Source organism: Pseudomonas sp. NPDC087336 (assembly GCF_044744285.1).
GTDB lineage: Bacteria > Pseudomonadota > Gammaproteobacteria > Pseudomonadales > Pseudomonadaceae > Aquipseudomonas.
Genome location: NZ_JBIUYA010000022.1, coordinates 1 through 21555, shown reverse-complemented (window position 1 = coordinate 21555; position 21555 = coordinate 1). Strand labels below are relative to the sequence as shown.

The following is a 21555-nucleotide window of genomic DNA, read 5'->3' as shown; positions in this document are numbered from 1 at the left end:
AAGTGCAAACCCCGGCGTTGAGCGGCGCCAAATCACTGATTCCAGCGAATGTTTAGCAAAAAATAACGGAACCCCGTGATCGTGCCTAAACTCCAAACTGCGCGACTGGATCAATAACCAGTCCACACTGGCGAGATAGGCGCCAGAACCCTTGTCCATTGGTTTGCACATAAAGAGAACAAAGCTATGAAACGGATTCTTCTTGGTACTCTCTTCACCGCGGTATCCATCAACGCCATGGCTCAGGCGCCAGGCGGCCCGGATTGCGGTTGGGGCAACATGCTGTTCGAAGGTCAGCGTGGCACCCCGGCTCACTTCCTGGCATCCACCACCAACGGCACTTCCGGCAACGCAACATTTGGTATGACTTCCGGTACCAACGGTTGCTCGACCAACGCGTCGCTGACCTATGGCGGCAAATCCTGGTTTGCCATGAATGGCATGATGAACGAGCTGTCCGAAGACATGGCTAAAGGTCAAGGCGAAGCGCTGACCACCTACGCCGTGGTACTGGGCGTGGCGCCGGAAGACCGTGCGCACTTCGCCGCCGTCACTCACGAGCACTTCCAGCAGATCTTCAGCAAAGCTGACGTGACCGCGGAAGATGTGCATACCAACACCCTGGCCGTCCTGAAGAGCGATCCTCGTCTGGCCAAGTACGCCACTCAGGCTTAAGCTCCTACGCACCCCGCTTCTTCCGGGAAGCGGGTTTTATTTTTTAGACCTGTTCCCCCTTTGGGTCTTTGTTTTTTTCCTGTTTAAGTTGCCGACTATGCTCAAACGCCTTGCCTGGCTGGCGCTCTGTGTCTGCGCCCCGCTGTCTGCCACGCCTCACATCGATCCTCAACGTTTGCAGCAACTGGCCAACGACCCCTTCTGGATTTCCCTGGGTCATTACGAAACCGCCAAGCTCGGCGGCTGGCGCAGCTATGTCAGCGACAGGAAATTCTTTCTTGCCGCTGATGGCAACGAGCACCCGGACCATGAGCTGGCGACCACCGTGCAGGCGCTGTACGCCCCGGCCAGTGCAGGCGAGCAACATGCGCAGTGCGTCTACCCGGCACGTACCCGCTGGCTCAAGGCGCAACTCAACCTGACCGATCTGCCGACGCTTCCCTGCGCCGAGTTCACGCAATGGTTCAAGGACGTCTCGCCTCACAGCGCGGTGATGATCTTTCCGGCGGCCTACCTCAACAGCCCGTCATCGATGTTCGGCCACACCTTGCTGCGCATCGATCAGGCCGATGTACAAAGCGACAAGACCTCGCTGCTCAGTTACGCGATCAACTTCGGCGCTTACATTGAGGGGTCGGACAACAGCATCCTGTACGCCTGGAAAGGTTTGATGGGCGGCTATCCGGGGTTGTTTGCACTGGTGCCTTATCAGGAAAAGCTCTCTGAATATCGCAGTCTCGAGAACCGTGACCTGTGGGAGTACCGCCTGAACCTGACCCAGCAGGAAACCGCGCGCATGGTCGAGCACGTCTGGGAACTGAAACAGATTCAGTTCGACTATTTCTTTTTCGACGAAAACTGCTCCTATCGCCTGCTGGAACTGCTGCAAGTGGCGCGCCCGAGCCTGCGCCTGACCGAGCAATTTCCGCTGACGGCCATTCCCACCGACACCGTCAAGGCCGTGAAAGAGGCAGGACTGGTGGAGTCCATCCAGTATCGACCGTCTCGCGAAAGGGAATTGCTGAGCCGCGCCGAGCCACTGAGCGATGAAGAACAACAGTGGGTACTGAAGGTCAGCGCCGACCAAAAGCAACTGCAAGCGCCCGAATTCAAGGCACTACCCCGTGACCGTCAGGCGCTGATTATCGATGCGGCCTATCGCCTGGAACGCTACCGAGCCAACGGCCAGGAGCGAGATCCGCAACGGGCCCAGCGCAGCTTTGAGTTGCTGCGGGCGATCAACCGCAATCCCGCACCTGAACTGGACATCCCGCAGCCTGGCCTGCCCGAGGATGGCCACGAATCGCGCACCTGGCAGGCCGGTCTCGGCACCCGCGGCGACCGTGCCTTTGGCGAATACGGCCTGCGCATGGCCTACCACGACCTCAATGACAACGCCGAAAGCTTCCCCCTCGGCGCACAGATCGAAATCCTGCAATTGAAACTGCGCCAGTACGAAGGCAATGACTGGCAAGTGCAACAACTGGACCTGGCGACGATTCGCTCCCTGACCCCACGTAATGAGTTGCTGCACCCCCTGTCGTGGCAGGTCACCGGCGGCCTGGAGCGAGTGCCGGGCAAACATGACGATGAAAACCTGGTCAGCCACGTCAATGGCGGCGGCGGTGGAACCTGGCAATTGAGCGACGACATGCTCGGCTTTGCCCTGGGCACCGTGCGCGTGGAGCACAACAATGACTTCGCCGAATTCATATCGCCGGCGGCGGGTTTCAACACAGGCCTGCTGTGGAAAAACCCTTTGGGCAATCTGAGCCTGGAGGCAAAAGGCGATTTCTTCACCAATGGTGAAGTGCGTCGTAGCCTGAGCCTGAATCAGCAGTGGGAATTGTCAAGCAACCTCGGGTTGCGCCTGAGCGCCCAGCGCGAGTTCAGCCACCTGGCCACGCCCGAGAATGAAGTGATGCTTGAAGTGAAGTGGTATCACTATTAAAAGATCGCAGCCTGCGGCAGCTCCTACATTGGAATGCGTTAAAATGTCCCGCGTTATCTGAAAGACAAAAACTATGCCGAAGGCTGGAGCGATGGTTTTCGTCAGTGTCAGGCCATGCGCGAAAGCCAGGACCGCGAGAGCTATCGCAACAGTCATTGGGACGAGCGCGATGAAGCCTGGCAGCAGCAAAGGATCGAGACGCCGCCCGAGCCTATCGCTCGCAATAGGTCGCTGACAGATAGCCAGCGAAACCAAAACCCTGCAACCATGGCCCAAACCCTATAACGGGAGAAAACCATGAGCCGCGCCTTCGTCAATGAAGATAATGCCGCCGCGCAAACCGATCAGCCGGTCGAACGGCAAGTCAGTGCGCAGTCCAATTACGTCACACCCGCCGGCCTGGTCCTGTTGCAGGACAAGGTCGCCGAGTTGCAAGCGCTGCACAAACAACAATCAGCCCTCGGCGATCAGGCTGACAAGCAGCTGTTGGTCAACCTTGAGCGCGATCTGCGCTACTTCCATCAACGCCTGCAAAGCGCTCAGGTGGTGCCGCCCGCGACCTCGACCAGGAAAGTCCAGATCGGCAGTTGGGTCACCTATGCGGATGAAAACGGCACCGCGCGCCGCGTGCAGCTGGTCGGTGAAGACCAGGCCGTCGCTGCCAAAGGCCTGATCAATTGGGGATCGCCACTGGGCCGGGCATTGCTCGGGGCACAACTCGGTGACGAGGTACTGTGGCAACGCCCGGCCGGCGATCAACTGATCGAGATCATCCGTATCGAACCGGCTTAAACCACGCCCTGGGCCAGCATCGCGTCGGCGACTTTGACAAAGCCGGCGATGTTCGCGCCCTTGACGTAGTTGACCTGGCCATTCTCCTCACCGTAATGCACGCAAGCGTGATGGATCGACTGCATGATGGCGTGCAGCTTGCTGTCCACCTCACCACCGGTCCAGAGCAGGCGCATGGCGTTCTGCGACATCTCCAGACCGCTCACGGCAACACCGCCGGCATTGGACGCCTTGCCCGGCGCGAACAGGATGCCGGCCTCGATAAACAGGTCCACGGCTTCGAGAGTAGTCGGCATGTTCGCGCCTTCTGCCACACAGATGCAGCCATTGCGCAGCAACGCACGTGCCGCATCGGCATCCAGTTCGTTTTGCGTGGCGCACGGCAGCGCGATGTCGCAGCTGAGCCCCCATGGATGCTGGCCAGCCAGGAACTCCAGGCCAAAACGACCCGCCAGCTCGCTGATGCGTCCGCGCTGGACGTTTTTCAGTTCAAGCACGGCCTGCCACTGCTCCTCGGTCAGCCCGCTTTCGCAGTACAACGTGCCTTCGGAGTCAGACAGCGAAATCACTTTGCCGCCCAGGTCCATGACCTTGCGCGCGGCATATTGCGCAACGTTGCCGGAACCCGAGATCGCCACGCGTTTGCCTTCGACGGTTTCACCGCGACGCTTGAGCATTTCCTCGGCGAAGTACACGCAACCGAAACCGGTGGCCTCAGGGCGAATCAGGCTGCCGCCGTAGCTCGGTCCCTTGCCGGTCAACACGCTGGTGAACTGGTTGCTCAGGCGCTTGTACTGACCGAACAGGAAACCGATTTCGCGGGCACCCACACCGATGTCACCGGCCGGTACGTCAACGTCGGCGCCGATGTGGCGATACAGCTCGCTCATGAAGGCCTGGCAGAAGCGCATGACTTCGGCATCGCTTTTGCCTTTGGGGTCGAAATCCGAACCGCCCTTGCCGCCGCCCATGGGCAACGACGTCAGCGAGTTCTTGAAGGTTTGCTCGAAGGCGAGGAACTTCAACACGCCGAGATTCACCGACGGATGGAAACGCAGCCCGCCTTTGTAAGGGCCGATGGCGCTGTTCATCTGGATACGGAAACCGCGATTGACCTGCACCTTGCCGTGATCGTCGACCCAGGACACGCGGAACACGACCGCTCGCTCCGGCTCGCAAATGCGCTCCAGAATGCCCGAGGTCAGGTAATGCGGGTTGGCTTCGAGAAAGGGCCACAGGCTACGCAGGACCTCTTCGACGGCCTGGTGGAATTCAGGCTGGTCCGGGTCGCGCTTTTTCAGGCGGGCAAGGAAGGATTCGACGGATTCGATCATGGAAAAGTCTCGGCAAATTATTGTCGTTGGAAGAAATTGGGCCGGACTTTAACAAACGAATCGCGCACAGGAATAGAGCAAAATGTCGCGTTTATGAAATTAAATGGTGCATTGAATATAAATATAGTCCGATTATCGGCCATTTTTGCACCTAAACAGGGATTGACTCCTTGAATACCGCACCAACAGTTACACCGCCATCGCTGGCAAGCCAGCTCCCACAGTTTATGGGGTGCTCCACCCGATTAGAGACATTGCGTAAACCCTGTGGGAGCTGGCTTGCCAGCGATGAATACACCGCGGTGCCACTGAAAAATGAATAAAAAAACGGAGCCCCGAAGGCTCCGTTTTTTCATGCAACCAACCCCAAATCAGGCCAGTTTCTTGTGGCGTACCCGATGCGGCTGGGCTGCGGCTTCGCCAAGACGCTTTTTGCGATCGGCTTCGTACTCGGTGTAGTTACCTTCGAAGAACACCGCTTGCGAGTCGTCTTCGTACGCCAGGATGTGCGTCGCGACACGGTCAAGGAACCACCGATCGTGAGAGATCACAATGGCGGCGCCCGGGAAGTCGAGCAGCGCTTCTTCCAGGGAACGCAGGGTTTCGACGTCGAGGTCGTTGGACGGTTCGTCGAGCAGCAGGACGTTGCCGCCCTCCTTCAGGGTCAGGGCCAGGTGCAAGCGACCACGCTCACCACCGGACAGGTCCTTCACGAACTTCTGCTGGTCGCCGCCCTTGAAGTTGAAGCGACCGACGTAGGTACGCGACGGGATCTCGTAGTTGCCGATGCGGATCTGGTCGGAACCGTCGGAGATCTGCTGGAACACGGTCTTGCTGCCATCCAGGTCTTCGCGGCTCTGGTCCACGCAAGCCAGTTGCACGGTTTCGCCGACTTCGATGCTGCCCGAATCCGGTGTTTCCTTGCCCATCAGCATGCGGAACAGGGTCGACTTACCGGCACCGTTACCGCCGATCACGCCAACGATGGCGCCTTTAGGCATGGAGAACGACAGGTTGTCGATCAATACGCGATCGCCGTAGCCCTTGGTGACGTTCTTGAATTCGATGACCTTGTCACCCAGGCGTGGACCGGCCGGGATGTAGATCTCGTTGGTTTCGCTGCGCTTCTGGAATTCCTGCGATTGCATTTCTTCGAAGCGTTGCAGACGAGCCTTGGATTTCGACTGGCGGGCCTTGGCGCCTTTGCGCACCCACTCCAGTTCTTCCTTCATGGCTTTTTCGTGAGCCGACTGCTGCTTGGATTCCTGGGCCAGACGATCAGACTTGGCTTCCAGCCAACCCGAATAGTTGCCCTCGTACGGAATGCCCGCGCCGCGGTCGAGTTCCAGAATCCAGCCAGCGACGTTGTCCAGGAAGTAACGGTCGTGCGTGATCGCAACCACGGTGCCCGGGAAGTCGTGCAAGAAGTGCTCAAGCCATGCAACGGAATCGGCGTCCAGGTGGTTGGTCGGTTCGTCGAGCAGCAGCATGTCCGGCGCGGACAGCAGCAGGCGGCACAGCGCCACACGACGCTTTTCACCACCGGAGAGGACTTCGACCTTGGCATCCCAGGCCGGCAGACGCAGTGCATCGGCGGCGACTTCCAGCTGGCGCTCCAGGTTATGACCATCGCTGGCTTGCAGGATGGCTTCGAGCTTGGCCTGTTCGGCAGCCAGCTTGTCGAAGTCGGCATCCGGGTCGGCGTAGGCCGCGTAGACCTCGTCCAGGCGCGCCTGGGCGTCCTTGATCACGCTGACCGCTTCCTCGACCACTTCACGCACGGTCTTGGTCGGGTCCAGTTGTGGTTCTTGCGGCAGATAGCCGATGTTCAGGTCTGGCATCGGACGGGCTTCGCCGTCGAACTCGGTGTCGACGCCAGCCATGATTTTCAACAGGGTGGACTTACCCGAACCGTTGAGGCCGAGTACGCCGATCTTGGCGCCCGGGAAGAACGACAAGGAGATGTTTTTCAGGATTTCCCGCTTCGGCGGAACAACTTTGCCCAGCCGATGCATGGTGAATACGTATTGAGCCATGGAGAACCTAGGGTCAGTGACTGATGAATAAATAGAGCGCAGGCGATGCCCGGCCAGACCATGCGCGACGTACGCTTGACGAGGCCAATGCGCAGGCGCTGAAAAAAGTCTGATTCTAGGAGCTGGAACGCTCCCGCGTAACCGGTAAAGCTACCTTAATGACAGATGGCAGTCCAGCCGAGCGGGACTGGCACTTCGCCACAACTCAAGGCATGCTAGCCGCCCTTCGGGCGTCCGACTTATAGTGCACGTCGCGCCAGTCCAGCCAAACCGCAGGATTACAGTTTGTCCAGTGTCCCTCCGTCCCTGACCCCCCGTGCACCGACTGTTGCACCCGGCTCGCCCATGCGCGGCACACTCAAGGGCGCTTTGGCGATACTCGTGTTGCTGCTGCTCGCCCTGTTGTTCTGGCAGCTCTTCGATCAGCTGCGGGAAACCCAGAAAAGCCAGCGCCAGGCCACCATCGACCACACTGCCGACCAGGCTGCACAAGTCAGCCTGAACATGGCGCTCAACGCCCAGATCGCCCTCAACCTGCTGCCGATTGTCGAGCACCCACAAAGTGCTGACGAGCTCCAGGACTTGCTGCGCAAAGTGCAAAAGTCCTTGCCCGATCTGCTAAGCCTTGCACTGCTCAGCCCCTCGGGAAGAATTATCAGCGACACGGTCGGCACCCGCGACGATGCCGACTATCTGGGGGATCTGGTCCGACGCAGTCGCTCCCAACCCCACTATTACAGCAACGCCATCGACGGCTCGCGGGTGTATTTGTTGTTGCATCAAGCCAGCGGCAGCAATCGTGGCTATTGGGTCTTGCGCTTCAAACCGACGTTTTTCGCCTCACTGACCAAGCTGAACGAAACGGCCACTGCCTCGCTGTTTCTGGTGGAAAATCGCCTCAATCACCAGATCATCAGCCGCGACGAGGCGCTACCGCAGGTCAACCCCGGCACCTTGACCCAGGACGATGTGGCCAGCAGCGTACTGACCGTCGCGCTGAGCAGCAGCGACTGGCAACTGCGCGGGCTGTTCGATCGCCAGCGAGTGCTCGAGGAACTGCTGCCAGCATTCATCGGCAAATGCCTGCTATGCCTGGCCTTTTCCATGCTGCCGTTCATCGTCCTGCTGAACATGCGCCGTCGCCAGCGACAGCTGCACGAAGGTCGCCGACGCTACCAGGAGATTTTCGAAGGCAGCGGCGTGGCCCTGTGCGTACTCGACATGTCCGGCCTGCGAAGCGTGTTCGACAAGGCTCAGCTGCTGCACGACGAGCAACTGCAAGCATGGCTGGCAGCTCCGGAACAACGTCGGCAGTTGTTACAGGAGCTGCGCATTACCGAGGTCAACCAGGTCGCCCTGCAACTGCTCAACGTCAATACCTGCGATCAGGTCTGGAGACTGCTGATCGATGGCAACCCCGTGGAAGGCAGCGCCATCGGCAATCAGGTACTCCAAGCGGTGCACAGGCAACAGCAACAGCTTGAACTGGAAATCAAACTCCAGGACGCCACGGGTCGTGACCAACATCTGTGGCTGGTGCTGCGCCTGCCGCAGAACCCTGACGACTTCAAGGCGGTGATCCTGAGCATCACCGATATCACCAGCCGCAAGCTCATCGAGCTGTCGCAGCAGGAGCGCGAAGGCTTCTGGTCAGACGTCGTGCGGACCGTGCCCGATCATCTTTACGTGCAAGATGTGATCAGCCAGCGAATGATCTTCAGCAACCACCATCTGGGCCAGACGCTGGGCTACAACCGCACGGAACTGCAGCAGATGGGCGAGTACTTCTGGGAAATCCTCCTGCACCCCGACGACGCCGACTACTACCACCGCTCGCGCCAAAGCCAGCGGCAAGGCGGCTACAGCCAATTGATGCAGTGCCAGTTGCGCTTCCGCCACCGTGACGGGCAATGGCGGCGTTTCGACATTCGCGAGCAGGCACTGGCACGGGACAAGCATGATCAGGTCACCCGCATCATCGGCGTGGCCAAGGACGTTACCGAGCAGATCGAGGCCAGTGAGTCGCTGCGCGACAGCGAGCAGCGCTACCGCATGCTCGCCGAAAGCATCAGCGACGTGATTATTTCCACCGACAGCCGACTGGCACTCAACTATGTCAGCCCTTCGGTACAGGCGGTGCTGGGCTACGAAGTCGAGTGGATTTTCCAAAACGGCTGGCAATCGACCATTGCCAATCCGCAACAGTTGAGCGGCATCTACCAACTGATGGATCGCGTCGGCAAAGCGCTGGATAAACCCGAGCAACTGGCCCATTTACGCAGCCAGGTGCAAACCCAACTGTTTCTGTTCGACTGCCTGCGCGCCGACGGACGCAAGATTCCCATCGAACTGCGGCTGGTACTGGTATGGGACGAAAACGGTACATTCGAAGGCGTGCTGGGGGTCGGTCGCGACATCAGCCAACAACGCCGGGCCGAAAAAGACCTGCGAATGGCCGCCACGGTATTCGAACACTCGACCTCGGCGATCCTCATCACCGACCCGGCCGGCTATATCGTCCAGGCCAACGAAGCCTTCAGCCGGGTCAGCGGTTATGCCGTGGAACAGGTACTCGACCAGTTGCCGAACATGCTCACCGTCGACGAGCAGCAGGAAGCCCATTTGCGCTACGTGCTCAAGCAACTGAACCAGCACAGCACCTGGGAAGGCGAAGTGTGGCTGCGTCGGCGCAATGGCGAGCATTATCCGGCCTGGGTCGGTATTACCGCGGTACTGGACGATGAAGGCGACCTGGCCAGTTACGTGTGTTTCTTCAGCGACATCAGCGAGCGCAAGGCCAGTGAGCAACGGATTCACCGCCTGGCCTACTACGACGCCCTGACCCACCTGCCCAACCGCACGCTGTTCCAGGATCGCTTGCACACGGCGTTGCAAGCGGCTGAACGGCAGAAGTCCTGGGTGGTGTTGATGTTCCTCGACCTCGACCGCTTCAAACCGATCAACGATTCCCTGGGCCATGCCGCCGGTGATCGCATGCTCAAGGAAATGGCCACGCGCCTGCTCGGTTGCGTCGACGATGACGACACGGTCGCGCGCATGGGCGGCGATGAATTCACCTTGCTCCTGCAACCGCGGGCCAACCGTGAAATCGCCTTGACCCGGGCGATTCACGTGGCGGAGCAGATCCTCGCCAGCCTGGTCAAACCCTTCGTGCTCGAGGGCCGCGAGTTCTTCGTCACGGCCAGTATCGGCATCGCCCTGAGCCCGCAGGACGGCAATGAGCTCAGCCAGTTGATGAAGAACGCCGATACCGCGATGTACCACGCCAAGGAACGCGGCAAGAACAACTTCCAGTTCTATCAGGCGGACATGAACGCCAGCGCCCTGGAGCGCCTGGAACTGGAAAGCGACTTGCGGCATGCCCTGGAACAAAACGAATTCGTGTTGTATTACCAACCGCAGTTCAGCGGCGACGGCAAACGCCTGACCGGCGCCGAAGCCTTGTTGCGCTGGCGTCATCCGCGTCGTGGCCTGGTACCACCGGGCGATTTCATCCCGGTGCTCGAAGAGCTGGGCCTGGTGGTGGATGTCGGCGACTGGGTGATCAGCGAGGCCTGCCGTCAGCTCAAGACCTGGCATCAGGCCAAGGTGCGCGTGCCGAAGGTGTCGGTGAACATCTCCGCCCGGCAGTTCTCCGATGGTCAATTGGGCACGCGCATCGCCAATATCCTCAGGGACACCGGCCTGCCGCCGGCTTGCCTTGAACTGGAGCTGACCGAAAGTATCCTGATGCGCGAAGTCAGCGAAGCCATGCAGATTCTCGCCGGGCTGAAGAACCTTGGCCTGAGCATCGCGGTCGACGACTTCGGCACCGGCTACTCATCGCTCAATTACCTCAAGCAGTTTCCGATCGACGTACTCAAGATCGACCGCACCTTCGTCGACGGCCTGCCGTCGGGTGAGCAGGATGCGCAGATCGCCCGGGCGATCATCGCCATGGCCCATAGCCTCAACCTGGCGGTGATCGCCGAGGGTGTGGAAACCCAGGAGCAGCTGGATTTCCTCAGGGAGCACGGTTGCGACGAGGTCCAGGGCTACCTGTTTGGCCGGCCGATGCCGGCCCACACCTTTGAAGGGCAATTCAGCAATGATGCCCTCTTCATGTTCGACTGAATTATCGCAGCAAGGCTGCTGGCTTCATCGCTGGCAAGCCAGCTCCCACAGGGACTTGCTGTGAACCCAAATTCTCGGGTTGAAACACGGACATTGTGGGAGCTGGCTTGCCAGCGATGAGGCCAGCACAGACACCGCATGTCAGTCATGAAGCCCACTTGTCTGCGACATGATGTCGTTTCATATGCCTTCCAAAACCCATTGGGTTAGAATGCCCCCCTTTTCCGCCCCCGATCCTTGAGGACCGCCATGTTCAGCCGTGATTTGACTATTGCCAAGTACGACGCCGATCTCTTTGCCGCCATGGAGCAAGAAGCTCAGCGCCAGGAAGAGCACATTGAGCTGATCGCTTCGGAAAACTACACCAGCCCTGCGGTGATGGAAGCTCAAGGCTCGGTACTGACCAACAAGTACGCCGAAGGCTACCCGGGCAAGCGCTACTACGGTGGTTGCGAGTACGTTGACGTCGTCGAGCAGCTTGCAATTGATCGAGCCAAAGAACTGTTCGGCGCCGATTACGCCAACGTTCAGCCACACGCCGGTTCGCAAGCCAACAGCGCCGTTTACCTGGCCCTGCTGTCGGCTGGCGACACCATCCTGGGCATGAGCCTGGCCCACGGTGGTCACCTGACCCACGGTGCCAGTGTTTCGTCCTCCGGTAAGCTGTACAACGCCATCCAGTACGGCATCGACGCCAATGGCCTGATCGACTACGACGAAGTCGAGCGCCTGGCCGTTGAACACAAGCCAAAAATGATCGTGGCCGGTTTCTCTGCCTACTCGCAGATCCTCGACTTCCCGCGTTTCCGTGCAATCGCTGACAAAGTGGGCGCCTACCTGTTCGTCGACATGGCCCACGTGGCCGGTCTGGTCGCCGCTGGCGTCTACCCGAACCCGGTGCCATTCGCTGACGTGGTGACCACCACCACCCACAAGACCCTGCGCGGTCCACGTGGCGGCCTGATCCTGGCTCGCGCCAACGCTGACATCGAGAAGAAGCTGAACTCCGCGGTATTCCCAGGCGCCCAGGGCGGCCCGCTGGAGCACGTGATCGCCGCTAAAGCGATCTGCTTCAAGGAAGCACTGCAGCCTGAGTTCAAGGCCTACCAGCAACAAGTGGTGAAAAACGCCCAGGCCATGGCCAGCGTGTTCATCGAGCGCGGTTTCGACGTGGTTTCCGGCGGTACTGAAAACCACCTGTTCCTGCTATCGCTGATCAAGCAGGAAATCTCCGGTAAAGATGCCGACGCCGCCCTGGGCAAGGCGTTCATCACCGTGAACAAGAACTCCGTGCCAAACGACCCACGCTCCCCGTTCGTCACCTCCGGCCTGCGCTTCGGCACTCCGGCTGTGACCACTCGCGGCTTCAAGGAAGCAGAGTGCAAGGAACTGGCCGGCTGGATCTGCGACATCCTGGCAGACCTGAACAACGAAGCGGTGATCGATGCCGTTCGTGAGAAGGTCAAGGCCATCTGCAAGAAGCTGCCGGTGTACGGCGCTTAATCGGGCAATCACCACCCCGCGATACCGAGGCTCGACCAGAAATGGTCGGGCTTTTTTATTATCTACGCAATGTACATCCAAGTAATTCACCCCTACCAACAACAACTACTAGCACAACTCAGAAACAGCTTGAAAAGCAACAACCCGCACATTTAACCTGCAAACCCCTATATTCAAGAAACTCAAAAACACTAAGGCACTTCAACTACTGCCTGACAGTTTTTTACTAACCGAATATAGAGAACATCATGAGTACAGACAGACAAAAATCCTTCACTGCAACACTTGGCACCCACGGTACGCCCTTGCACTTTCTGGATTCACTGTATGGGGAGAAAGCGCTTGTTACCGACAGTCTTGGCAGCGGCGGCTCTTTCGCCGGAAGGCCGCAGCAGAGGGACCACTCTCATTTTGTAGGCTTGCGCTCCGGGGCTGAGGTTGAAGCCAGGTCACGCCTTCAGCTGTACTTCAGATACACCGGCATTGACTACCAATTGTATATTCGTACACTTGGCCCTTATTTTGGCAAATGTCTGAGCATTAGTGAAACTGGACTACTGGGTGCATTTCCCTGCAAAGGATCAACCACCTTTAATCTGGTTGGGAAAGGGCGTAACATTTTAACCTTGGACGATATAAGCGAAGACAACCCCGAAGTGTATCTCCAAGTCAGGAGTTCGTGGCTACTGCATAAGTATAGAATTCACAACTCAAAATACACTTACATTGCTGACAAGGGCGAAACACCGTTGTTATTCAGCTTGATGATTGATAAAAGAAACGCGCCTTATCTGGATTCGCCGAACGAAATCTAAGAGATCAGATTTAGTTGATGGACCGGCCAGCAATGGTCGGTTTTGCTTGCCTAAGCCCCCTCTGACACCCGTCTTGAGCAACTGGTCAGACCGAGATGCGCCGGCACATCTTGCGCGAAGGCCAGTGCATGGGCATCGAACTGAACATTCCAGACGACAACCTCGGCAATTGAATCCGCTTCGAACCGGAGACAGGCCATGAACAGCTTCGTTTCACCACAAACGCTTAACACCCTGCCCTTTGCACCGGCGGCGGATGATCTGTACTCGCGGGTTTTCAACGCCATTCTCGAACAGCGCATCCATTCGACCAGTCGCTGGAGGCGGTTTTGCTGAACGCTCAACCGCACTCCAACCAGAAGCGTATTGCCGGTTAGCTCGCCGCCACTCGCGCGAAGCCTTCGCGAATCTTTTCTTGCGGCAAATCATCGGCAATGAACACGATCACGCTTTCACGGGCCTCATCGTCCGCCCACTCCGTGTCCCAGTCGAAACCGTAAAGTTTCAGCACGCCCTGAAACACCATGCGGCGCGGCTCGCCGAGGATGTTCAATACGCCTTTGTAGCGCAGCAGTTGCTTGCCGTGCTCCTCCAGCAGCTCGTTCATGAACTCGCTGAGCTTGTCGATATCCAGCGGCTTTTCGGTGCGCAGTACCAGGCTGGAAATACGGTCGATGGACGGCGCCTGGCTCACCGGGCGCAAACTCACGCCGCCGCCCAGATCGGCGTTAAGGTTGAACCCACGCACGTCTAGCAGTTCGGCAAGGTCGATCTTGCCGTGGTCGACCACGCGGATCGGTGCACGACGATTGATACGGGTCAGGCGCTCGCTCAACGCCGTGAATGCAGGTTCGTCCACCAGATCCCGCTTGCTCACCAGCAAGCGGTCGGCGAAACCGATCTGCGCCTGGGCGATGGTCTGGGTCAGGTGCTGTTCGGCATGTGCCGCGTCAACCAAGGTGATGATGCCGTCGAGGATGTAGCGCTCGCGCAACTCCTCGTCGATGAAGAAGGTTTGTGCCACCGGAGCCGGGTCGGCGAGGCCGGTACATTCGATTACCAGGCGGTCGAAGGCGATCTCACCGCTGTCGAGGCGCTCGAGCAGCAGATACAAGGCCTTGGTCAGGTCGGTGTGGATGGTGCAACAGACGCAACCGTTGGACAGCGTCATGACTTGCACCGGCTCATCGCCCAACAGCTGGGTGTCGATGCCGGCGTCGCTGAATTCGTTTTCGATCACGGCGATTTTCAGACCGTGCTCGGCTTTGAGCAGGTAGCGCAGCAAGGTGGTTTTACCTGCGCCGAGAAAGCCACTGAGGATCGTGACCGGGATTGGAGTGAGCAAAACGAAATCTCCTATGTGCTGATAAAACTGTAGGAGCCAGGCTTGCCGGCGAAGGCGTCCTCAAGATCGCTTTCGCCGGCAAGCCTGGCTCCTACAGTCGTGCGTTGTTCAGGCGTGATGCATCAACAGCACTTCGGCCCACCCTTGCCACCGTAACGAGCCTCCTGGCGCTCGCGAAAGAACGCCTCATAACTCATCACCGGTTTGTCCGGGTGCTTGCTTTGCATGTGCTCAACGTAGTTGTCGTAATCGGGCATGCCGACCATCAGACGCGCGGCCTGACCGAGGTATTTACCGAGGCGACTCAGGTCATTGAACATGCTGCAATCCTCTGGTTACGCATCCGGCAGCGCCTGGAAGGGTGATTCTTTATCCGTGCGCTCTTTTTTACCCCAGGCGGCAATACCGACCTTGAGCGCATAGAACAGGATGCTGAACACCACGAACAGGAACAGCGCGGTCAGCGTGGCATTGGTGTAGGCGTTGAAGATCACGTGCTGCATTTGCGTAATGTCCTTGGCCGGGGCGAGGATCTGACCGTTGGCCAGGGCATCGCTGTATTTTTTCGCCAGGGCCAGGAAGCCGATCGCCGGGTTGGCGTCGAACAGCTTGATGAAGCCGGCGGTGGTGGTGCAGATCAGCAACCACACGGCAGGCAACATGGTGACCCAGACATAACGCTGGCGTTTCATCTTGATCAGCACCACGGTGCCGAGCATCAGCGCGATACCGGCCAGCATCTGGTTGGAGATGCCGAACAGCGGCCACAGGGTATTGATGCCACCCAGCGGATCGATCACGCCCTGGTACAGCAGCCAGCCCCACATGGCCACGCACCCGGCGGTGGCGAGGAAGTTGGCAGCCCAGGACTCGGTACGCTTGAGCGCCGGCACGAAGGAGCCGAGCAGATCCTGCAACATGAAACGCCCGGCACGGGTACCGGCGTCCACCGCGGTCAGGATGAACAGCGCTTCGAACAGGATCGCGAAGTGGTACCAGAATGCCATGGTGTTTTCACCCGGCAGCACACTGTGCAGGATCTGCGCGATACCCACGGCCAGGGTCGGCGCACCGCCGGCTCGGGCCAGGATGGTGGTTTCACCGATGTCCTTGGCCACCGCTTGCAGTGCCTCCGGGGTAATCGCAAAGCCCCAGTTGCTGACTGCGGTCGCCACGGCCACCACATCACCGCCGACCACGGCGGGCGGGCTGTTCATGGCGAAGTACACGCCTGGCTCGATTACCGAGGCAGCGACCATGGCCATGATCGCCACGAAGGACTCCATCAACATGCCGCCGTAGCCGATATAACGGGCGTTGACCTCGTTGTCGAGCAGCTTCGGCGTAGTACCGGAGGAGATCAGTGCATGGAAACCGGACACCGCACCACAGGCGATGGTGATGAACAGGAACGGGAACAGACCGCCCTTCCACACCGGACCCGTGCCGTCAACGAATTGGGTCAGGGCCGGCATTTTCAGCTCAGGCATGGTGATCAGGATGCCGATTGCCAGGGCCACGATGGTGCCGATTTTCAGGAAAGTCGACAGGTAGTCACGGGGGGCCAGGATCAGCCACACCGGCAAAGAGGCTGCCACGAAACCGTAACCAATCAGCATCCAGGTGATCTGCACACCGGTGAAGGTAAAGGCCTTGGCCCACACCGGATCAGCAGCGATCTGCCCGCCGAGCCAGATCGACCCCAGCAGCAGCAACACGCCGATAACGGAGATTTCACCGATGCGACCTGGGCGGATGTAACGCATGTAGATGCCCATGAACATCGCGATCGGGATGGTCGCCATCACCGTGAAGATCCCCCACGGGCTTTCGGCCAGGGCCTTGACCACGATCAGGGCCAGCACCGCGAGGATGATGATCATGATCAGGAAGCAGCCGAACAGCGCGATGGTGCCAGGGATGCGGCCCATTTCCTCGCGGACCATGTCGCCCAGGGAGCGGCCGTTGCGGCGGGTGGACATGAACAGGACCATGAAGTCCTGCACGGCACCGGCCAGTACCACGCCGGCAATCAGCCACAGCGTGCCGGGCAGGTAGCCCATCTGCGCCGCCAGTACCGGACCGACCAGCGGCCCCGCGCCAGCGATAGCCGCGAAGTGGTGACCGAAGAGGATATGCTTGTTGGTCGGGACATAATCCAGACCGTCATTATTGAGCACTGCGGGGGTAGCCCGTCGCGCATCGAGTTGCATGACATTATTGGCGATGAACAGACTGTAGTAACGATACGCCACCAGATAGATGGCCACGGCAGCGACCACAATCCACAAAGCGTTGATCGCTTCACCTCGGCGCAGTGCCACTACGCCCAGGGCGCACGCCCCAACGATTGCCAGCAACAGCCAGGGTAAGTGGCGTAGCGGGCTATTATTATTTTTCATTTTATTATTCCAGCCAGAGTGGACAAGAAAGACAGACCCCCTCGAGTTTAGCTCGCCTGACGGCAAAGGCCATACCCCAACATGGGTCCAGACACCTGGCGGAGCTGGCAGCCTTTTGCAATGCCGGTCTATAGTCAGCGTACATTTCCGAGGATCGCGCCATGAGCGAGAACCCTGCCGAACGTCGCCGCTTCAAACGTATTGCGTTCGATGCCAGAACCGAACTGGGCCAAGGTGAGTTCATCTGGCCGGTGAAACTGATCGATCTGTCGCTCAAGGGCTTGCTGATCGAGCGACCGGAACCGTGGCTTGGCAACCCGCAGCAGGACTTTTTTGTCGACATCCATCTGAGCGAAGACACCCCCATCGCAATGGATGTGCAGTTGACCCATCAAAACCATGGACAATTGGGATTCGTGTGCCGGCATATCAGCCTGGAATCGATTGAACGCCTGCGGCGATTGATTGAATTCAACCTGGGTGATCCGCAGGAGCTTGAGCGGGAATTGGGCGCGCTCATCGAAATCTGAATGCCCCCGTAGGAGCTGCCGCAGGCTGCGATCTTTTGATCTTCGGCGATACACCTGACGCCAAAATCAAAAAATCGCAGCCTGCGGCAGCTCCTACAGGGGATTGGCGTTATTCGAAGAGCGCGTCGAGCGCCTGCTCCAGACGGGTCACAGCAATGATCTGCAAACCCGGCGGCGCCTCTTTCGGAGCATTGCCCTTGGGCACGATGGCACGTTTGAAACCATGCTTGGCAGCTTCCTTCAGGCGCTCCTGACCGCTTGGCACCGGACGCACTTCGCCAGACAGGCCGACCTCACCGAACACCAGCAGGTCATGGGGCAGCGGCCGGTTACGCAAACTGGACATGACGGCTGCCATCAATGCCAGATCCGATGCCGTTTCCAGTACTTTCACCCCACCGACCACGTTGAGAAACACATCCTGATCGTGGGTGGGTATGCCGCCGTGCCGGTGCAAGACTGCCAGCAACATTGCCAGCCGGTTCTGATCCAGGCCCAGAGTTACCCGGCGCGGATTGGCCAGGTGACTGTCATCGACCAGCGCCTGGACTTCCACCAGCATCGGCCGTGTGCCTTCCCATGTCGCCATGACCACGCTGCCCGGGACTTCTTCCTGGGCACGGGTCAGAAAAATCGCCGAAGGATTGGAGACTTCTTTCAGGCCCTTGTCGGTCATCCCGAACACGCCCAGCTCGTTAACCGCGCCGAAACGATTTTTTACCGCGCGCAACAGGCGCAAGCGCCCGTCTGATTCGCCTTCAAAATACAGCACGGTGTCGACCATGTGCTCCAGCACTCGGGGCCCCGCCAGGGCGCCCTCCTTGGTCACGTGTCCCACCAGGAAAATTGCGGTGCCACTCTGCTTGGCATAACGCACCAACAGCGCCGCACTTTCGCGAACCTGAGACACACCGCCCGGTGCCGATTGCAGTTGCTCGGTGAAAATCGTCTGGATCGAGTCGATTACCATGACCCGGGGCTTTTCCAGCCGGGCAGTTGCAATGATGGTTTCAATGCAGGTTTCGGTCATGACCCGCAGCTGATCCTGTGGCAGCCCCAGGCGTCGGGCGCGCATGGCCACCTGCTGCTGCGACTCTTCACCTGTGACATACAGCGCCGGCATGCTCTTGGCGAGATTGCACAAAGTTTGCAACAGAATGGTGGATTTGCCGATGCCGGGATCACCGCCGATCAGAACCACCGAGCCGTCCACCAGGCCACCACCGAGCACCCGGTCAAGTTCACTGGAGGCCGTGGAGAAACGCGGGACTTCCTCGACACTGACTTCAGCCAGGGTCTTGATTTGCGCCTGCTGGCCGGTCCAGCCGGTGCGACCGCTGGGCGCCGCTGCCCCGCCACTTTCCACCATGGTTTCGGTGAGTGTGTTCCAGGCGCCGCATTCGCCACATTGTCCGGCCCACTTGGGAAAGGTTGAGCCGCACTCGGTGCAGCCGTACATGCGCTTGGCCTTGGCCATCTGAACTCCCGGCAAAAACCGCGATGATAGCTCAGGACAGCTGTCCTGGTACGCCGCGATTGATGTCAGGTAATCTCAAGTGATTTACCTCTCAACACTTCCGATCTTGCTTTAAAGAACTAAACAACACATCTATAAACAACATGTACAACGCCACTAGTTGAATACACACCCCCAAATTACTTGCCCCCCCACTAGCACACGCAGGAAAACCTGTACAAACATTAACCATCAATCTCCACGCCGTACAACATTGAACATTCAAATTCCAGAGTGCAAGTGCGACTTTCTCCGCCTGCCACTCGCCAGATTGCCAAACGTAAAAAAGCAGCTGCCGGGCAATGCTATCGAGTGGAATAAAGAGGCATTTGGTAAACTTTTTCCCGCCGCTCCGGTCCTTTACCGGCGGCCCCCCGCACGCAGTCGCTTCAAGCAAGATACAATTTGCTGAATTACACTGCGTTCACCAACCTCATCTGTAACAAGGAAATGACCTATGGGCGTGATAAACGAGTTCAAGGCCTTCGCGGTCAAAGGCAATGTGATCGACATGGCCGTCGGCATCATCATCGGCGCTGCTTTCGGCAAGATCGTGTCGTCGTTTGTCGGCGATGTGATCATGCCCCCCATCGGCTTGCTGATCGGCGGAGTGGACTTCAGTGACCTGGTCATTACGCTCAAGGCCGCCCAGGGCGATGTCCCGGCCGTGGTCCTGGCGTACGGTAAGTTCATCCAGACCCTGATTGACTTCGTCATCGTGGCCTTCGCGATCTTCATGGGCGTCAAGGCCATCAACCGCCTCAAGCGCGAAGAAGCCGTGGCGCCCACCCTGCCGCCGGTTCCGACCAAGGAAGAAGAGTTGCTCGGTGAGATTCGCGACTTGCTCAAGGCCCAGAACAATCGACCCTGAATCAAACGGCGCCCTCGAGGCGCCGTTTTTTTACCAGAAGTTCTCCACTGCCACCTGACCGGGCCGCCGGCTGAGGCTCAAGTGCATGTCGCGCTGCTTGAGCAATTTGCGCGTGTCATCGATCATTTGCGGGTTGCCGCACAACATCACACGCGAATGTTCCGGCGTCAGCGCCACACCCGCCGCCCGCTCCAGTTCGCCGTTTTCAATCAAGGTGGTGATCCGTCCGTTCAGGGCGCCTGGATGTTGCTCGCGGGTCACGGTGTTGATGAGCTGCAATTTGTGGGCAAATTCCTTCAAGTAGTCGCGCTGCGCCAGGCCTGCGATCAGCGCCTGGTAAGCCAGCTCCCTGGTCTCCCGGACGCTGTACACCAGGATGATGCGCTCGAATTTTTCCCAGACCTCGAAGTCCTGCAGGATCGATAGAAAAGGCGCTAGACCCGTACCGGTGGATAACAGCCACAAATCACGCCCGTCAATGAAACGGTCGAGCGTCAGGTACCCGAACGCCTGCCGATCGACCAGCAGCGTGTCGCCAACGCCCAGCCGGCTGAGCTCGCTGGTGAATTCACCGCCTGGCACGACGATGGAAAAGAATTCGAGAAACTCGTCGTAGGGTGAAGACACCATGGAATAGGCGCGCCACACCGTACTGCCGTCTGCCTTGACTACGCCCAGCCGGGCGAATTGCCCAGCGCGAAAGCGAAAACCTGCGTCCCTCGTGGCACGCAGGGTGAACAGGTTCGGCGTCAACGGCTGGACGTCGATCAAGGTTTGACGGGTAAATTTCTCTTCACTGGCGGTCATCGCAGGCTCCTTCAACGCATGACCGCAGTGTCGCGCAAAGCGGGTCCCATAAACACCGGCGATTTGTAATGTCTTTAGCGAAACATTATAGAATGCATAACTCCATCACAAATATTTAACCACCCAGTTAATAAAATAAAAACACAGGCAATTGCATTAACATCGACATTTAATACATCTTTTGAACTCAATCACATTTAGAACCAGAAACGCTTTTTAGAAATTTCAACAAAACAAAAAATTCTCACTGGCACGTAGGAAACATCCTACAATCCGAGCGTATTGGACTTTGGATCCATAAACCAATGCGTGGGAGTTCAAAGATGGAAAGATGGAAGGAGTCACAGCTCAGACAGTTATCCGCCGCAACGGAAGTCGACACCGCTTATCAGGTAGCGCTGCGTTTCGCGAAAAATATCGGCTATAAATTTTTCGAATTTTCAGTAACTTACAAAGCCAGTTCAGATAAAGATAATACGTTGAAACTCAACAATTATCCCAAAAGCTGGAATACGGAGTACGAACAAAAAAAATTCAGCGACATCGACCCAGTAGTGGCTCATTGCAATCAAACAATGTTGCCCATTCTTTGGAGCGAAGAGCTCTTTTCCAAAGCTCCCTCGATGTGGGAGGCGCTCGAGTTGCAAGGAATTCAGCACGGCTGGTCGCAATCGGTGCAGGACGATGAAAGCGGTCTGTGCAGCATCCTCAGCCTGGCCAGGAGCCATTGTCCAATCAGTGCGTTTGAGCGTATCCGCTCCATGAACCCCACATTCCAAGCGGATAGCTGACAGCTGATGCTGTGCTCCCGATTTCCATCAGGAGCCCGTCACCATGATGCGTC

16 protein-coding genes and 3 pseudogenes are annotated in these 21555 nt (G+C 58.3%); 12 read left to right on the top strand and 7 right to left on the bottom strand.

The window, feature by feature from the left end:
• The first annotated feature begins 186 nt into the window (after positions 1-186).
• The 4 genes and pseudogenes from ACIO0C_RS21085 (at position 187) to ACIO0C_RS21070 (ending at position 3418) form a co-directional block, all read left to right on the top strand.
• On the top strand, positions 187-675 hold the full coding sequence (locus ACIO0C_RS21085) for a DUF3015 domain-containing protein (protein ID WP_020798660.1): 489 nt from the start codon (positions 187-189) through the stop codon (positions 673-675).
• Positions 676-772: 97 nt separating this feature from the next.
• Positions 773-2626 (top strand): DUF4105 domain-containing protein, encoded by a 1854-nt coding sequence (locus ACIO0C_RS21080; RefSeq protein ID WP_401314981.1) that lies wholly within the window; start codon positions 773-775, stop codon positions 2624-2626.
• A 42-nt stretch (positions 2627-2668) separates the two neighbouring features.
• A pseudogene (locus tag ACIO0C_RS21075) lies at positions 2669-2853 on the top strand (hypothetical protein); the annotation flags it as partial.
• Between the two features lie 70 nt (positions 2854-2923).
• Positions 2924-3418, top strand: coding sequence for a GreA/GreB family elongation factor (locus ACIO0C_RS21070; RefSeq protein WP_401314979.1), 495 nt, complete (start codon positions 2924-2926; stop codon positions 3416-3418).
• Here ACIO0C_RS21070 and gdhA read toward each other — a convergent pair.
• Entirely contained in the window at positions 3415-4752 is a 1338-nt protein-coding gene (gene gdhA, locus ACIO0C_RS21065; RefSeq protein WP_401314978.1) for an NADP-specific glutamate dehydrogenase, read from the bottom strand. The two genes, ACIO0C_RS21070 and gdhA, sit on opposite strands and share 4 nt — an antisense overlap.
• A gap of 371 nt (positions 4753-5123) precedes the next feature.
• Positions 5124-6788 (bottom strand): energy-dependent translational throttle protein EttA, encoded by a 1665-nt coding sequence (gene ettA / locus ACIO0C_RS21060; protein ID WP_180204537.1) that lies wholly within the window; start codon positions 6786-6788, stop codon positions 5124-5126.
• Positions 6789-7133: 345 nt separating this feature from the next.
• Between ettA and ACIO0C_RS21055 the strand changes: the two genes are divergently transcribed.
• The 5 genes and pseudogenes from ACIO0C_RS21055 to ACIO0C_RS21035 all read left to right on the top strand — a co-directional run.
• Complete coding sequence (locus ACIO0C_RS21055; protein WP_401315076.1) at positions 7134-10922, top strand: EAL domain-containing protein; 3789 nt, start codon at positions 7134-7136, stop codon at positions 10920-10922.
• 249 nt (positions 10923-11171) lie between these two features.
• Complete coding sequence (gene glyA, locus ACIO0C_RS21050) at positions 11172-12425, top strand: serine hydroxymethyltransferase (RefSeq protein WP_008022534.1); 1254 nt, start codon at positions 11172-11174, stop codon at positions 12423-12425.
• A gap of 248 nt (positions 12426-12673) precedes the next feature.
• On the top strand, positions 12674-13240 hold the full coding sequence (locus ACIO0C_RS21045) for a hypothetical protein (RefSeq protein WP_401314976.1): 567 nt from the start codon (positions 12674-12676) through the stop codon (positions 13238-13240).
• A 77-nt stretch (positions 13241-13317) separates the two neighbouring features.
• Positions 13318-13413 (top strand): annotated as a pseudogene (locus ACIO0C_RS21040) (GntR family transcriptional regulator); the annotation flags it as partial.
• A gap of 25 nt (positions 13414-13438) precedes the next feature.
• A pseudogene (locus tag ACIO0C_RS21035) lies at positions 13439-13561 on the top strand (GntR family transcriptional regulator); the annotation flags it as partial.
• Positions 13562-13613: 52 nt separating this feature from the next.
• Here ACIO0C_RS21035 and yjiA read toward each other — a convergent pair.
• From yjiA to ACIO0C_RS21020, 3 genes are all read right to left on the bottom strand, one after another.
• Positions 13614-14585, bottom strand: a complete 972-nt coding sequence (yjiA, locus tag ACIO0C_RS21030; protein ID WP_401314974.1) for a GTPase — start codon at positions 14583-14585, stop codon at positions 13614-13616.
• A 122-nt stretch (positions 14586-14707) separates the two neighbouring features.
• Entirely contained in the window at positions 14708-14905 is a 198-nt protein-coding gene (locus ACIO0C_RS21025; protein ID WP_008058222.1) for a YbdD/YjiX family protein, read from the bottom strand.
• Positions 14906-14920: 15 nt separating this feature from the next.
• Positions 14921-16987, bottom strand: a complete 2067-nt coding sequence (locus tag ACIO0C_RS21020) for a carbon starvation CstA family protein (RefSeq protein ID WP_401314973.1) — start codon at positions 16985-16987, stop codon at positions 14921-14923.
• A gap of 161 nt (positions 16988-17148) precedes the next feature.
• On the opposite strand from ACIO0C_RS21020, the gene ACIO0C_RS21015 reads away from it, so the two are divergent.
• Positions 17149-17517: a PilZ domain-containing protein gene (locus tag ACIO0C_RS21015; protein ID WP_401314972.1), complete on the top strand. Its 369-nt coding sequence runs from the start codon at positions 17149-17151 to the stop codon at positions 17515-17517.
• Positions 17518-17626: 109 nt separating this feature from the next.
• Here the strand turns inward: ACIO0C_RS21015 and radA are convergent, their stop codons facing one another.
• Positions 17627-18994: a DNA repair protein RadA gene (gene radA / locus ACIO0C_RS21010; RefSeq protein WP_180204530.1), complete on the bottom strand. Its 1368-nt coding sequence runs from the start codon at positions 18992-18994 to the stop codon at positions 17627-17629.
• A gap of 496 nt (positions 18995-19490) precedes the next feature.
• On the opposite strand from radA, the gene mscL reads away from it, so the two are divergent.
• Positions 19491-19904: a large-conductance mechanosensitive channel protein MscL gene (mscL, locus tag ACIO0C_RS21005; RefSeq protein ID WP_401314970.1), complete on the top strand. Its 414-nt coding sequence runs from the start codon at positions 19491-19493 to the stop codon at positions 19902-19904.
• A gap of 30 nt (positions 19905-19934) precedes the next feature.
• Here mscL and ACIO0C_RS21000 read toward each other — a convergent pair whose 3' ends face one another.
• Positions 19935-20711 carry a ferredoxin--NADP reductase gene (locus ACIO0C_RS21000; protein ID WP_401314969.1) on the bottom strand — a complete coding sequence of 259 codons (777 nt, stop codon included), beginning with the start codon at positions 20709-20711 and terminating at the stop codon, positions 19935-19937.
• 323 nt (positions 20712-21034) lie between these two features.
• Between ACIO0C_RS21000 and ACIO0C_RS20995 the strand changes: the two genes are divergently transcribed.
• Complete coding sequence (locus ACIO0C_RS20995; protein ID WP_401314967.1) at positions 21035-21502, top strand: autoinducer binding domain-containing protein; 468 nt, start codon at positions 21035-21037, stop codon at positions 21500-21502.
• The last annotated feature ends 53 nt before the right edge of the window (positions 21503-21555 follow it).